Origin of the sequence: Aeoliella mucimassa, from assembly GCF_007748035.1 — a bacterium.
In the GTDB taxonomy this organism is placed as follows: domain Bacteria; phylum Planctomycetota; class Planctomycetia; order Pirellulales; family Lacipirellulaceae; genus Aeoliella; species Aeoliella mucimassa.
Genome location: NZ_CP036278.1, coordinates 351,852 through 366,745, shown reverse-complemented (window position 1 = coordinate 366,745; position 14,894 = coordinate 351,852). Strand labels below are relative to the sequence as shown.

13 protein-coding genes are annotated in these 14,894 nt (G+C 57.4%); 12 read left to right on the top strand and 1 reads right to left on the bottom strand.

What is annotated here, in order from left to right:
* Positions 1 to 253 precede the first annotated feature (253 nt).
* From dxr to Pan181_RS01400, 9 genes are all read left to right on the top strand, one after another.
* Positions 254 to 1,459 carry a 1-deoxy-D-xylulose-5-phosphate reductoisomerase gene (dxr, locus tag Pan181_RS01440; protein ID WP_231943722.1) on the top strand — a complete coding sequence of 402 codons (1,206 nt, stop codon included), beginning with the start codon at positions 254 to 256 and terminating at the stop codon, positions 1,457 to 1,459.
* Positions 1,460 to 1,464: 5 nt separating this feature from the next.
* Positions 1,465 to 3,585 (top strand): site-2 protease family protein, encoded by a 2,121-nt coding sequence (locus Pan181_RS01435; RefSeq protein ID WP_197528789.1) that lies wholly within the window; start codon positions 1,465 to 1,467, stop codon positions 3,583 to 3,585.
* Positions 3,586 to 3,711: 126 nt separating this feature from the next.
* Complete coding sequence (locus Pan181_RS01430) at positions 3,712 to 4,773, top strand: DUF1559 domain-containing protein (RefSeq protein WP_145245141.1); 1,062 nt, start codon at positions 3,712 to 3,714, stop codon at positions 4,771 to 4,773.
* 46 nt (positions 4,774 to 4,819) lie between these two features.
* The gene (locus Pan181_RS01425; RefSeq protein ID WP_145245140.1) at positions 4,820 to 5,212 is read left to right on the top strand and encodes a hypothetical protein; all 393 of its coding nucleotides are present in this window, start codon (positions 4,820 to 4,822) and stop codon (positions 5,210 to 5,212) included.
* A gap of 228 nt (positions 5,213 to 5,440) precedes the next feature.
* Complete coding sequence (gene cysD / locus Pan181_RS01420) at positions 5,441 to 6,361, top strand: sulfate adenylyltransferase subunit CysD (protein ID WP_145245139.1); 921 nt, start codon at positions 5,441 to 5,443, stop codon at positions 6,359 to 6,361.
* A 91-nt stretch (positions 6,362 to 6,452) separates the two neighbouring features.
* Complete coding sequence (locus Pan181_RS01415; RefSeq protein WP_145244898.1) at positions 6,453 to 7,394, top strand: IS5 family transposase; 942 nt, start codon at positions 6,453 to 6,455, stop codon at positions 7,392 to 7,394.
* 21 nt (positions 7,395 to 7,415) lie between these two features.
* The gene (locus Pan181_RS01410; protein ID WP_231943721.1) at positions 7,416 to 7,835 is read left to right on the top strand and encodes a four helix bundle protein; all 420 of its coding nucleotides are present in this window, start codon (positions 7,416 to 7,418) and stop codon (positions 7,833 to 7,835) included.
* A 26-nt stretch (positions 7,836 to 7,861) separates the two neighbouring features.
* Positions 7,862 to 9,787 carry a sulfate adenylyltransferase subunit CysN gene (gene cysN / locus Pan181_RS01405; protein ID WP_145245138.1) on the top strand — a complete coding sequence of 642 codons (1,926 nt, stop codon included), beginning with the start codon at positions 7,862 to 7,864 and terminating at the stop codon, positions 9,785 to 9,787.
* 27 nt (positions 9,788 to 9,814) lie between these two features.
* Positions 9,815 to 10,588: a hypothetical protein gene (locus Pan181_RS01400; RefSeq protein ID WP_145245137.1), complete on the top strand. Its 774-nt coding sequence runs from the start codon at positions 9,815 to 9,817 to the stop codon at positions 10,586 to 10,588.
* 133 nt (positions 10,589 to 10,721) lie between these two features.
* Here the strand turns inward: Pan181_RS01400 and Pan181_RS01395 are convergent, their stop codons facing one another.
* Complete coding sequence (locus tag Pan181_RS01395; RefSeq protein ID WP_145244898.1) at positions 10,722 to 11,663, bottom strand: IS5 family transposase; 942 nt, start codon at positions 11,661 to 11,663, stop codon at positions 10,722 to 10,724.
* 270 nt (positions 11,664 to 11,933) lie between these two features.
* Here Pan181_RS01395 and Pan181_RS01390 point away from each other — a divergent pair, with 270 nt between their 5' ends.
* The 3 genes from Pan181_RS01390 (at position 11,934) to Pan181_RS01380 (ending at position 14,717) form a co-directional block, all read left to right on the top strand.
* Positions 11,934 to 12,299 (top strand): hypothetical protein, encoded by a 366-nt coding sequence (locus tag Pan181_RS01390; protein ID WP_145245136.1) that lies wholly within the window; start codon positions 11,934 to 11,936, stop codon positions 12,297 to 12,299.
* Between the two features lie 153 nt (positions 12,300 to 12,452).
* Positions 12,453 to 13,724, top strand: coding sequence for an IS4 family transposase (locus tag Pan181_RS01385; protein ID WP_145245135.1), 1,272 nt, complete (start codon positions 12,453 to 12,455; stop codon positions 13,722 to 13,724).
* A gap of 417 nt (positions 13,725 to 14,141) precedes the next feature.
* A complete protein-coding gene (locus Pan181_RS01380; RefSeq protein WP_145245134.1) occupies positions 14,142 to 14,717 on the top strand; it encodes an Imm42 family immunity protein in 576 nt (191 codons plus the stop codon).
* Positions 14,718 to 14,894 lie beyond the last annotated feature (177 nt).

Below are 14,894 nucleotides of genomic sequence, written 5' to 3'. Positions count from 1 at the left end.
TAGGGATTGGGGCTTCCGCTAGCAACGCACGGCTACAGCCAGCTTGCTCGCGTTGGGCACCCTACCTAGAATTACCTCCAAACGCGTAAACGTCTATTTCACAGGGCCTTAAAACAATATTTGATCGCGAATCGTTGGCCGAGCATTCGGCCCTGAACGATGCAATCCGCATAACCAACAAAACGGTCGGGCCGCGGGTCATACGACAGACACCTGCTTCCCGACCGTTCACCACTTACTGAGATACAAGCCCGTGGGTCCCAGCCAACTCCCTTCCGAAGTCAGCAGCAACCCGCAGGCCGAGTCGCCTCGTCGGATTGCGGTCATGGGTGCCACCGGCAGCATCGGCGACAACGCGCTCCAAGTGATTGCTGCCAGCCAGGGGCGGTTAACCGCTGTTGCGTTGTCGGCCCACAGCCGACTCGAACGTCTGGTGGAGCTGGCCAAGAAGTTCACGCCGAAGTGGGTGATCGCTACCGACGAAGTGGCCGCGAAGGCCTACAAATGGCGCGGACTGCCGAAAGAAACCGAACTGCTCGTCGGCGCCGAAGCCCTGGAGCAAGTCGCCCGCGATGCGGAAGTCGACACGGTGCTCGCAGCGATCGTCGGCAGTGCCGGCCTCGGCAGCACACTGGCTGCGGTCGAAGCAGGCAAGACCGTTGCCCTGGCAAACAAGGAAACCTTGGTAGCCGCGGGGCCGATCGTCAAAAAGCTGGCCGACAAGCACGGCGCAACGCTGTTGCCGGTGGATAGCGAGCATAGTGCGATCTTCCAATCGCTGAAGTCGGGCACGCGGAGCGAAGTGCACCGCATCGTGATTACCGCCAGCGGCGGGCCCTTCCGCACCTGGAATGCCGACGCGCTGCGTCAGGTGACCGTCGACGAAGCCCTGGCTCACCCCACCTGGGACATGGGCCCCAAGATCACCATCGACTCGGCGACGCTTATGAACAAAGCGCTTGAGATCGTCGAAGCACGGTGGTTATTCGACTTGCCGGCCGATCGCATCGAGGTGATGATTCACCCGCAATGCATCGTCCACTCGATGGTGGAGTTCGTGGATGGTTCGGTGATCGCCCAGATGAGCCCCCCCGACATGCGGCTGCCGATCCAGTACGCTCTGGAATATCCGCACCGTCGGGAAGCCGTGGCTCCAAGAATCGACTGGACCCAGCGAATGCACCTGGAGTTCGAACCGGCCGACATTGGTCGCTATCCGGCCATCGAGCTTGGTTTTCGTGCTGCCCGCAAGGGTGGCACGGCCGGCGTGGTGGTCAACGCGGCCAACGAAACGGCCGTAGCGCAGTTCCTGGAAGGGGAACTACATTTCACCGAAATTGTACCAGCATGCAAGAGCGTGCTTGAATCACATAACTTTAATCCAACGCCCACCCTCGACGAGCTGGCAAAGCTCGACCAGTGGGCCAGGCGGGAAGTAGAAAATTGGGTATGTGCTTAACACCGATGATTCTTGCAGCCACCGGCTACGGTCCGATGGTGCTGGCCATTTTGGCCGCAGCACTCGGCCTGGGCTTTATTATCTTCGTGCATGAACTGGGCCACTTCCTCGTCGCCAAGGCGTGCGGCGTGAAGTGCGACAAGTTCATGATCGGCTTCGACATCGGCGGCTACAAAATCGGCAAGCAGTATGGCGAAACCTACTACGGCATCGGCATCCTGCCGCTCGGTGGTTACGTGCGCATGATGGGTCAGAACGACGACCCTCGCATGAGCGAAGAGCAGATTAAAGAGTCGGAAGCCACGGTCGGCCAGGAAGGCGTCGAAACCAAAGAGATCATGGGCCCCGATGGCAAGATGCATCAGGTCGACGCGCGGAGCTACATCGCCAAGACGGTGCCGCAGCGGATGGCCATCATCTCGGCCGGCGTGATCATGAACGTGATCTTCGCCTTCGTGTTTGCCATGATTGCGTTCACGATCGGCGTTCCCTCGCAGCCCAGCATCATCAGCGGCACCGACCCGGGCGCTCCCGCCTGGACGGCCGGCATCGGCGTTGGCGACCAGATTGTCCGCATCAACGACCGCAAGACGACCTGGTACGACCAGCTTCGCGGCGAGGTCATGCTTTCGAGCGAAGACGACCCGCTGGAGCTTGAAGTGCTTCGCGTCGATGGCGAGAGCGAAGTGGTGCAGCTCAAGTCGTCGCAAGAACGAATCAAGATTCCGCAGATCGGGGTGATCGGTCCCGTTTCGCTGAAGCTAAGCGATACCGAACCAACCGTGGCTTTTACGCCAGCCGATAAGGTGCAGGAGAAGATCCCCGCTGGTAGCACCATTGTGGCTGTCAACGACCAACCAGTGAATGACTACCGTGAACTGCAAGCGGTGCTGGTTGCTAACGCCAGCCAGTCGCTATCAATCACGCTGCAACCACCTGCCGAAAAGGCGGAGTCGGGCGCCGAACCAGTGCTGCCGGAGCCGGTGACCGTGGAGGTGCAACCGAATCAAGCGCAGTACGTGGGACTCGTGATGAAGATGGGCCCCATCACTGCGGTGCAAAAGGGCTCGCCAGCCGAAGCAGCTGGGCTGAAAAAGGGCGACCTGATTACCGCCATTAATGGCACTCCCGTCGGCATGGTCGACGAATCGACCGTGGGCTGGGATCCGCGGACCCTCTCCGACAAGCTGTCGGCCATGGCCCAAAGCGGGGAGACCGTCGAGCTGACGGTTGAGCATCCGGCCGACAAAGAAGCCAAGACCGAAGCCGCCAGCGAGACGATCTCGGTGCCGCTGCGAAAGGTCACCTGGATGGAACGCCCGGTCAGCGAGAAGAGTCCCGCATCGGCCCCCGCACTCGGCATCGCCTACTACCTGTTGAACGAAGTGGTCGGCGTCGTGCCCGACTCGCCAGCGGCAAAGATCGAAGGCATCAAGCCGGGCGATAAGATTGCCTCGGTCAAGTTGGTGGTCGAAGAGCAGTACTCCAAGAAATACAAAGTGAGCAAGAAACCATTGGAGCTGACCGACAAGCAACAAGCGTGGGCAGTGATCTTGCAGACCATTCAAAACGCTCCCCCCGAAACCAAACTGGAACTCCAGGTGGCTCGGGAAGGACGCAAAGAGAACGAGACCGTACAGGTCGGCCTGGCCATGGCCCCCGACCAGTACATCGCCCCGCGTGGGGTGAAGCTGACACCAGTGCTGGAAGATCGCTACGGCGAGTCGATCGGCGAGCAGGCCAGCATGGCTTGGGGCGAAACCAAGCACGCGCTGTTGAGCGTCTACCGATTCCTCTACCGGCTCGTGAACGGCGACATCGACGCCCGCCTGCTGGGTGGTCCGGTCACGATCGCCCGGGCGAGCTACATGGAAGCTTTGAAGGGTCCCGGCACGCTGCTGCTGTTCCTCACGCTGATCAGTGCGAACCTGGCGGTAGTGAATTTCCTGCCGATTCCCGTGCTCGACGGCGGTCACATGGTGTTCCTGGCCTACGAGGGTATCTTCCGTCGTCCGCCGAACGAAACCTTCGCTGGCGTCCTGAATCTGGCCGGTTTGGCCTTTATTGTCTGCTTGATGCTGTTTGTATTCGGGCTCGACTTTGGCCTGATCGACCGCGGCTTGTAAGCGCAATTTGCCCGATAAACCCGAGTCGGACGATCGACAAAACATTCCACAGAACTGCGATCTCCGGCTATACTGATCGTCGACGGTAAGCTTCCCTGCATCCTTCGTTCGATTGGAATTCGGTAAGTGATCAACTCCCGGCAACCTCACAGCGCGACTTGGCTGCGGTGTGGTTTCACTTTGGTGGAACTGCTGGTGGTAATTGCCATTATCGGGGTGCTGGTATCGCTGCTGCTTCCAGCCGTGCAGCAAGCCCGCGAGGCAGCACGCCGGATTCAATGTTCGAATAACGCGAAGCAACTCGGCCTGGCAGCGCAGAACTTCGCGTCGGCCAGTGGCAAGCTACCCGCGGCGGGTCACTTCGATCCGCCGTCCGAGGCGTTGTACTGGTCGTATGGCGATTGGCGAGTCGACTTGAAGTCGGGCACCAACCAAAACTGGATCTACGACCTGCTTCCCCAGATGGAACAGGAAGCAATCCACGACGCGATCGATCCCACCAAGCACGTAACCGCTGCTCCCGACGAAGTGCTGCAAAACCCACCTGCTACGCTGCTCTGTCCGAGTGGCGAAACGCTTGGCCGCCAGTTCGCAACTTCGCGTGGCTATGGCACCCGCCAGACCTCGATCGGCAAAGCCAACTACGCCGCGTACGCCAGCCCGTTCCATATCGACTCGTACTATCACACCGGTCCGATGGCTTTGTACGGCATGTCGCTCCGCCGCATCGAGGATGGCACCACCTTCACGCTGCTGCTGTCCGAGGTACGCTCGCGGGACTTGCCGGCCGATCAACGCGGGGCGTGGCTGTTGCCATGGTCGGGCGCTAGTTTGCTGTCGATGGATTTTCATCCCACCTACTACGGCGCATCGCAAGAGAAAGACAGCCCTGGCGGCTATGTCTATACGCCGAACGCCAACTCGCTGGGACTCACTCAGGTGCCCAACGGCGAATGGCCCGACGTACTCTACGAATGCCCTAACCCAGCGGCCGCCCAATTCGAAGGCATGCCCTGCAACGCCCAGTACTACGGTTACATTTCGGCCGCTCCGCGTAGCCTGCACCTCAACGGCGTGGTCACCTGCTTCGTTGATGGGCACGTCGAGTTCCTCGCCGACGACATCAACGAGTACGCCATGCTGTACATGATTGGCATCAACGATGGCGAGATCATCCCCCCACCCTAAGCAGGCCCGTCGATAGCAAGAACGACGCTCACGACGGATTGAATCGATGTCGAACGCCAAGCAATCGGAGTCTACCGCGAGTCCCTGGGCCTACGCCCTGGTCGGCGTGGGGTTGGTGTTGGTGCTGGTGGGATTGAGCTGGAACTGGCTCGTGGCTCCCGACCAGGTTTGGAGCGAACAGGACTACCAGGAGTTTGCCGCCGCGTACGAGTCGGCCCACGCCGCCTCGTCGGGACACACCCACGACGAGGGTGAGCACTCCGACGACAACGCCGAAGCTCCGCCCGATCTAGAGACCGCTCGCGCCGAACTCAACCAGGCCCGCAACCGCTTGGAGCGAGCGCGGACCTTTCACCAGTACACCGGCAAGGCAATGTCGATCGTGGGACTAATCATCGCCGGCGGCGGAGCGGTCATGCTCCGCAAACGGGGCGAATAACCGAGAATCCGGCGAGTTTCCCCGCAACTGTGTCGCTTGCTGGTTCGCCAAACCCGCCTATGCTGCTGGTGAAAGCAGCGACGGAACGCCGCGATCGGGTGACAGGCTCGCGAAAGCACCCTGGACGCCACTCGTTATTCTGCCGATGATGTTGGTTTTGCCCGCCTCGCCCGCGGGCGAGCCTTCGACGCCCTGTCCACCATCCACTCTCCCCCCTCTCACCTGCCGATGTCATCTTATAGCCTTACGCATCTTAAGCAGCTTGAAGCCGAGAGCATCCACATCATTCGCGAAGTGGCTGCCGAGTTCTCCAATCCGGTGATGCTTTACTCGGTTGGTAAGGATTCGTCGGTGATGGTCCGCCTGGCCGAAAAGGCGTTCTACCCTGGCAAGCCGCCGTTTCCGCTGATGCACGTCGACACGACGTGGAAGTTCCGCGAGATGATTGAGTTCCGCGAGCAACTCATCCGCAAGCAGCTCGGCTGGGACCTGATCGTGCACATCAACGAGGAAGGTCGCAAGCTGGGGCTCGACCCGCTGACCCAAGGTGGCAAGCACACCACGGTGATGAAGACCGAGGGACTCAAGCAGGCGCTCGACAAGCATGGCTTCGACGCCGCGTTCGGTGGTGCCCGCCGCGACGAAGAGAAGAGCCGCGCGAAGGAGCGGGTGTTTAGCTTCCGCGATAAGTTCCATCGCTGGGACCCCAAGAACCAACGCCCTGAACTTTGGAACCTGTACAACACGAAGGTGAACAAAGGCGAGTCGATTCGCGTGTTCCCCCTATCGAACTGGACCGAACTCGACGTCTGGCAATACATCCACCTCGAGAACATCCCGATCGTGCCGCTCTACTTCGCCGACAAGCGCCCGGTCGTTCGTCGCAAGATGAAGGGAGCCGAGACCCTGGTAATGGTCGATGACGAACGGCTGAAGCTCGAGCCAGGCGAAGAGCCCGAAATGAAAATGGTTCGCTTCCGTACGCTCGGCTGCTACCCGCTGACCGGCGCCGTGGAAAGCACCGCCACGACGCTGCCCGAGATCATCCAAGAGATGCTGCTAGCGACCACCAGCGAACGCCAAGGCCGCGGCGTCGACGACGACGAAGAAGGCGGCATGGAAGACAAGAAGAAGGAAGGATACTTCTGATTTATGAAGGGCCTTGTTGAACAATTAGTCACAAACCTCCGTAAAAACTAACGTGGAATGGAACCACGTACCTTTTTTACGGAGATCGAACATGGCTACGAAAGAAAAACGAACCTACAAAGTCACGAACTGGAAGGAGTATAACAAGTCGCTCATCGAGCGTGGAAACATCACTATTTGGTTTAGCGACGAGGCGTTGGAGAACTGGGAACATCCTAACGACCAGACAAAAGTCGGTCGCCCTTTTGTCTTCAGCGATACGGCGATCGAGTGCTTGCTGACGATTCGCGAACTGCTGAAACTTCCCTATCGGCAGACTGAGGGATTCGGCCGCTCGCTGGTGGCGATGTTGGGCGTCGAGGCAGCGATTCCCAATTATTCTTCGCTCGCCAAGCGAGCCAGCAAGCTGAATGTTTCGCTCGATATCGCTAACAAGAGGGGCGACATCGATATCGTGGTGGATAGCACCGGCATGAAAGTGTTTGGCGAGGGCGAATGGAAGATGCGGACGCATGGCAAGTCGAAGCGGCGGACATGGCGGAAGCTGCATTTGTCGGTGAATCCTGACACCCGCGAGATTGTGGCGGAGATTTTGACCGAGAACAGTTGCCACGATGCCGATGCGGTTCCCGAAATGCTGGAGCAGGTGGAGCAGCCCGTAAAAAAGTTTCACGGCGACGGTAGTTACGACAAGTGGAAGGTTTATGAAGGGCTGGAATCCGAAGGCATTGAGCCGGTGATTCCGCCGCAGCACAACGCCAAGATCAAACAACATGGCAACTCTGCGGAGGAGCCTTTGCCCCGGGACGAGGCAATTCGTCAGATTCGACGCAAGGGGCGTAGGAGTTGGAAAGAGGAAGTGGGCTATCATCGTAGAAGCTTGGCGGAAACGACCATGTACCGAGTGAAACAAAGCTTTGGGAGCCATCTCAAAAACCGAGTATTCGAAAACCAACAAACGGAAGCCCGCTTGCGCTGTAAAATCATCAATCAATTCACCCAACTCGGGCTTCCACAGTTCGAGTGGAGTTAGTCAACAAGGCCATCAAGGAGTATGATTTCTGATTTGCGCAAGCGGGGGGACAAGATGAACCAGAGTGACCTCAAGGATAGAACCAAGAGCTTTGCACTACGAATCATTCGTCTCTCAGCAGCACTTCCTAAATCACGAGAAGCGGACATCCTGGGTCGTCAGCTACTGAGGTCAGGAACTTCGATTGGAGCAAACTATCGTGAAGCTCTTCGAGCCTCCTCCAAACGGCACTTCATTTCGACCCTGGAGATATGCCTGAGAGAAGGCGATGAAACCATTTACTGGTTAGAGCTATTGGCAGACTCTGAAATCTTTACACAAAAGAAACTATCCAACCTGATCGACGAGTGCAATCAGCTTGTTGCCATCCTCACGGCAACCGTCAAATCAGCCAAATCGAACAACACCAAGTCGCCGGCCAACCGACAGACCAAATCATAAATCATCATTCATAAATCATAATTGTCATGTCCCATCAATCTGATCTTATTGCCACCGACATCGATGCCTACCTGAAGCAGCACGAGAATAAGGAGCTGTTGCGGTTCCTTACGTGTGGTTCGGTGGACGACGGAAAAAGCACGCTGATTGGCATGCTGCTGTACGAGTCGAAGATGATTTACGAGGACACCCTCGCAGCCATCGAGAAAGACTCCATCAAGCATGGCACCACCGGCGGGTTCGACCCCGCGCTCTTGACCGACGGCCTGAAGGCCGAGCGCGAGCAGGGCATCACCATCGACGTGGCGTACCGCTACTTCTCGACCGCCAAGCGGAAGTTCATCATCGCCGACTGCCCGGGCCACGAGCAGTACACACGCAACATGGCCACCGGGGCTTCGACCTGCGACCTGGCGATCATCCTGATCGACGCCCGCCATGGCGTGATGACCCAAACCAAGCGGCACTCGTTCATCGTCTCGCTGCTCGGCATCAAGCACGTGCTGGTAGCCGTGAACAAGATGGACCTGGTCGACTTCAGCGAAGATCGCTTCAACGAGATCGTCCGCGAATACCGCGACTTCGCCACGCGGCTCGAAATGCCCGACCAGCACTTTATCCCGATCAGCGCGCTCAAAGGCGATAACCTGCTGGAGCACAGCCCGAACACTCCGTGGTACGAGGGCTCGACGCTCATGCACCACTTGGAGAACGTGCATATCGCGTCGGACCGCAACCTGATCGACTTCCGCATGCCGGTGCAGTTTGTGAATCGGCCGAACCTCGACTTCCGTGGTTTCTGCGGCACCATCGCTTCGGGCACGATCTCGAAGGGGGACACCATCATGGCGCTCCCTTCCAAGAAAACGAGCAAAGTGAAGAGCATCGTCACTTTCGATGGCGAGCTCGAAGAAGCGTTCGCCCCGCTGTCGGTCACGCTCACTACTGAGGACGAGATCGACATCAGCCGCGGCGACCTGCTCGTCCGCCCCGACAACCAGCCGAACATTACCGACAAGTTCGACGCGTCGATCGTCTGGATGGCCGAGCAGCCGTTGCTGCCGGGCAAGGACTATTTGATCAAGCACGCCTGTAGTCTGGTGCCGGGCCGCATCAGTACGCTGCGTTACGAGATCGACGTCAACACGCTGCATCGCAGTCCTGCGGCCGAGCTGAAGCTCAACCAAATTGGTCGCTGCCAGATTCAGCTGAGCCAGCCGATTGCGCTCGACGATTATCGTCGCAACAAAGGCACCGGTGCGTTCATCGTGGTCGACCGCGTGTCGAACATCACCGTGGCCGCTGGCATGATTCTCGACCGCAAGACAGCCGAGGAGTCGGACCACTGGGCCGACGAAGCTCGCGAGACGCTCGAAGCCCGCACCAGCCCGGTAACGCCCGACGAACGCGAGGCTCGCTACGGTCAGAAGCCAGCCACGGTGCTGCTGACTGGCCTGCCAGCGGCCGGCAAGACTCCGATCGCCAACGCGGTGGAGCGAATGCTGTTCGACCGTGGTCGGGCGGTTGCGGTGATCGATGGCCAGAACATGCGTCGCGGCCTGTCGCGCGACCTTGGGTTCTCGGTCGACGATCGTAGCGAAAACGTTCGCCGCGCGGCCGAGGTGGCCAAGACGCTGAACAACTCGGGCCTGATCACTATCGCCGCGTTCGTCGCCCCGCACGAAGCGGTCCGCCAGAAGGCGGCCGACGTGGTGGGACGCGAGCGGTTTATCGTCGCCCACGTGGCCGCTCCCGTGGAGTGGTGCCGCGAGCACGACGAGCAAGGCGTGTACGCGAAGGCCGACGCCGGCGAGCTGGCCTCGTTCCCCGGCGTCTCTGCCGAATACGAAGCCCCAGCGACCCCCGACTTGGTGCTCAACACGCACGAGTCGTCGATTGAAGAGTGTGCGAAGCAGGTGGTAGAATTGCTGGAGGCTCGCGGGGTGATTTAACTCGATCCACTACCAGGGAGGGATGAGATGGCGAAGCGTCGCACGTGGCTGCGGTTCAGTCTGGGTACGCTGCTGTTCCTTATGTTCTGTACCGCTGGTTTCTTTGCTGGCTACCATTACGGAGTCACCGAGAAGCAGCAAGCCATCCGAAGTACCACGCTCGCGAACGTCGTCTATGATGTCGGCGACATTGTCTCTCAGGACCCTGATGCGGTGGTGGGCATCGAAGCCTTCGACGGGCTGACCGCGCTGATTCACTCGACCATCTCTTCTGAGATTTGGGCCGTGAATGGTGGTCCGATGAGCAATGTCCATCCCTTCCCCTCTAACAAATCACTTGTCGTGGTTTGCGATCTGAATACGCATGACCAAATTGCGGAGTTGCTCGAACAACTCCGCCGCGGCATTTACAAACTGGACGAGGCCGAACTCATGGCCTCGGCCCGCGAGTCGCTCGCTCGCAAGCAAGCGAGCCCACGCATCGTCAAGCTCTTTACCAATTCGAACAAAAACTTGCATCGCCTTGTTTCGGTACACTACGATTCGGGACTCGAAATACTCACCAAGCAATACGGCCGCCCCGATGGGGTTTATACGCTCGAGAGCGACCGCTTCCCCACTTGGATCGCTGCCCAGCAGGTAGCGTTCTGGAAGCAAGGCGAAGGCTATCTCTACCTAGCACTGCAGGATGCCTTGCCCGAGGGCGAGGCGGTGGTGGTTGGCTGGCACCAGAACGACACCGCCATGGTCGGCCCCATTCAGTATGCGTCGACGGTGGCCGAAAACACCCCGCGCGACTGAGCTTCTCCCAGGGTAGCGATTTGGCTCTTATCCATCCATTCCGGCCGCGGAGCGGCCTTGTTGACTAACTCCACTCGAACTGTGGAAGCCCGAGTTGGGTGAATTGATTGATGATTTTACAGGGCCTTGTTGACTAACTCCACTCGAACTGTGGAAGCCCGAGTTGGGTGAATTGATTGATGATTTTACAGCGCAAGCGGGCTTCCGTTTGTTGGTTTTCGAATACTCGGTTTTTGAGATGGCTCCCAAAGCTTTGTTTCACTCGGTACATGGTCGTTTCCGCCAAGCTTCTACGATGATAGCCCACTTCCTCTTTCCAACTCCTACGCCCCTTGCGTCGAATCTGACGAATTGCCTCGTCCCGGGGCAAAGGCTCCTCCGCAGAGTTGCCATGTTGTTTGATCTTGGCGTTGTGCTGCGGCGGAATCACCGGCTCAATGCCTTCGGATTCCAGCCCTTCATAAACCTTCCACTTGTCGTAACTACCGTCGCCGTGAAACTTTTTTACGGGCTGCTCCACCTGCTCCAGCATTTCGGGAACCGCATCGGCATCGTGGCAACTGTTCTCGGTCAAAATCTCCGCCACAATCTCGCGGGTGTCAGGATTCACCGACAAATGCAGCTTCCGCCATGTCCGCCGCTTCGACTTGCCATGCGTCCGCATCTTCCATTCGCCCTCGCCAAACACTTTCATGCCGGTGCTATCCACCACGATATCGATGTCGCCCCTCTTGTTAGCGATATCGAGCGAAACATTCAGCTTGCTGGCTCGCTTGGCGAGCGAAGAATAATTGGGAATCGCTGCCTCGACGCCCAACATCGCCACCAGCGAGCGGCCGAATCCCTCAGTCTGCCGATAGGGAAGTTTCAGCAGTTCGCGAATCGTCAGCAAGCACTCGATCGCCGTATCGCTGAAGACAAAAGGGCGACCGACTTTTGTCTGGTCGTTAGGATGTTCCCAGTTCTCCAACGCCTCGTCGCTAAACCAAATAGTGATGTTTCCACGCTCGATGAGCGACTTGTTATACTCCTTCCAGTTCGTGACTTTGTAGGTTCGTTTTTCTTTCGTAGCCATGTTCGATCTCCGTAAAAAAGGTACGTGGTTCCATTCCACGTTAGTTTTTACGGAGGTTTGTGACTAATTGTTCAACAAGGCCCCGCGGAGCATGGAATATGAGAGACGGTTTCGGTGTAGCCTCGGATCGTCACGGATCGTCACGGAGGGGTTAGCCTCTTGGGCTTCGCCCACCGACAACTGGCGGTGGTGCGTTTTTCTGAGGTACCATGTATAGTGCGCCCAGGTGTCGGTGCTACCCGAAGCCTCTATTGGAATGCCGAGGGATGAATGGACAAGTTTGATGACGTGACGTCTTGGGTACGGGAGGCAGGTTACTACGCGACGCCAGTCGAGCAATTGGAGGACTGGGATCGTGTTTGCTTGGCATCCAAACGCCGCGATGGAGGTGGGTACACAGGCAACAGTTTTTGGGTAACGTTCCTGGCAAACACTTGGATTCTTGGAACTTGGGCCGATCGGCGCTACAAGTTTCCCGACGCTGGTACGCTTAAATCCTTCTGCGTACAAGCACTTTCAGATCACCCAAATGAAGTTCTAGCCGCAATTGACGCAAAGATAATGAGGCACTCCGGCATCACGGAGATCTCTGAAAGCGAGTTGGATGACCTGATTGCGGCGTCAAATGGTAGTTAGCCGGTTCATTGCATGCACCCTGCATCTTCCAGAGTAGCGATTTGGCTCGTGGAACTCGCCTGGGTGCCACTGGCTCCGCCCATTACTGTCCGGAATTAATCTTAACCGATTCTGAACTTGCGCGGTGGGGAGTGGTGTGGTACGACATAGTCCATGCCTTCCCAGCGAGTTGCTAAAGACGAGCTACCAGTGTGGCCCGAGCAGGTCATTGGGGGGAAGTATGTCCGGCTTTTGGAGAAGTTTCTCAAACAACTCCGCTCGGAAGACGCCCACGGTAATCGCAAGTTATTTCTCGATGACGTGTTCGTAGCCTACCTGCTGGCGTTCTTCAATCCCACCATCCGCAGTTTGCGAACCATCGAAGATTTCAGCCAAACGGTACAGGCTCAGAAACACCTTTCGATTCGCAAGATCACTAGAAGTACGCTCTCAGACTTCAATCAACTGGCCGACCCCGAGCGATTGCAGCCGATTCTCGATGCCCTCCGCCGGCAACTTGCCCGCAAGTCAAAACGGCAATCGATAGGTGACGACGATCTCGACGAACTGCTCCAGCAGACCGTGGCCGTCGATGGCACGTTTCTCCCGGCCGTGGCCGAAGTCGCCTGGGCCATGTGCAATACGAACAATCATGGGGCGAAGAAGCATCGAGCGCGGGTGGATGTCCATTTGCCGGTGAGCACGTGGCTTCCCGAGGCAATCGTCATTCCATCCCCTGGCCAGAGCGAGGCCGATTCAGCCATCGAACGGTTGCAGCCCGGTCGTATCTATCTGTACGACCGCGGCTTCATGAGTTTCGCGCTCTTGGCAGCGCACTACGACGACACACACGCGTTGCAATCGCACTTCGTGGCTCGTTATCGCCCAGCGGGGGGCAATTCGCCCACGCTGCGGGAAGTGAAAAGTCGCGAACTCACCGAAAAAGACAAAGCGGCCGGCGTGCTCAGCGATGGAGTGGGACATTTCAAGTCTTCGAATCCGAGCCGACATCGAGTTCCCCGAGTGCAGCTTCGCGAAGTCATCGTCGCTTGCGAAGAAAAGGGAAAACCGTCGCAACTGCGGTTGATCACCAACCTGCTCGATGTACCGGCGCACGTGATTGCCATGCTGTATCGCTATCGTTGGCAAGTAGAACTGTTCTTTCGGTGGCTGAAGAGCTCTGCGAACTTCGGACACTTGATCAGCCACGCAAGCGAAGGGGTGCAAACGCACTTCTACGTGGCGGTCATTGCCGTGTTGCTGATGTACCTGCACACCGGTTATCGACCGAGCAAGTACCTGTTCGCCCTAATGGGACAGGTCGGCCGCGGGGCGGCAACCCTGGAAGAGATCCTGCCGATCCTCCGCGAGCGAGAACGTCAGAACGAACTGGCCCGGCAGTCGGCCGCGCGGCGGAGCGAGAAAAAGAAACAGCAATCGACTTAGAGACGCTGCCACTCGGCCGCGATTCTCACGCTGCCGCCTGCGCAATGTGAAAGGAAAAAGGCGGCGAGTCTTGATCGCGTAAGCCAATCCATGCAATCATAAGACGCCGCGCAACACTCCCGGAATGCAAAGAACCGAACTCCGGACAGTAATGGGCTCCGCCAGTGCTGCAAGGTGTCTTTCAAATCCTAAGCACACCACCCAAAATCGATAAGTCCTGAACCAATCATTGTCCAAGACCTATTCGATAGAAGCCATCGTGGATGATAAGGGCAAGCGTTAGGCTGTGGATAACCAAGAAACAATCCATCGTTCCAGCGACCACAGCAACGGTTATGCACCTTGAAATGGATCGACCGGCGGGATGGCCCCGATTAGACTGGAAGACATTCGAATCAAAATTAGAACGGCGTTAAAATGATCGCTGGAAACCCTTCCACTTTTGCTATCGAGTCCAACATTACTCAAGCCTACGAACAACTGAGTTGGCTTGCGCTTGGATGTTTCGTTATTCACATTAGTGGCCGCCGTTATGGTGTGTTCAAGCCAGACGCTACGATGCTAGCCTGTTCATTTGATGAAGTGGGGAGGCGTATCTCCAGTCGAGGCAATCACACGGTCCCATTCTCCGAACTTGACGCAGGTGAAATCGCCCTCGCGTTTAGTGGTGCCCTATATGCATCGAATCCAGAGCAATACTACTTTGGCATTGCATTGCCCACCTTCTATGACATGATTCATGCAAGTCGCGTAGTCTGGGCGCCTGATGGCGATGAAGCTTTTGACGATGGGAGCTACGTTCTCCAGTTCGATTTTGAAGCTCATGTTCGCCTTATCGCTTTTAAGTCTGGCCAAGAGTCTCTCTACGATCCTGTCACACTTAGCGATATTTGGCTTGAAGCCGACAACTTTTACTCCATTCTTAGTCAATGGCATGACAACTTCAGTTCTGAATGGGGTTCCATGCCAAAGTGTGAGCATCCCATAAACTAGAAGCTGTTTCAAAAATCACGGGAGGGTGAAATTTGATGCTTAGATTCTTCCCAGTTTTCGCTGGGAATTGGCCACCCGTGGTGTTCTAATGGACATGTGACTTGTGGTCCGTTGATTGTGGTCAGTAGTCCGTTGTTGGAGAGTGGAATGGTTTAGCAATTTTTGAGTTCCAATGAA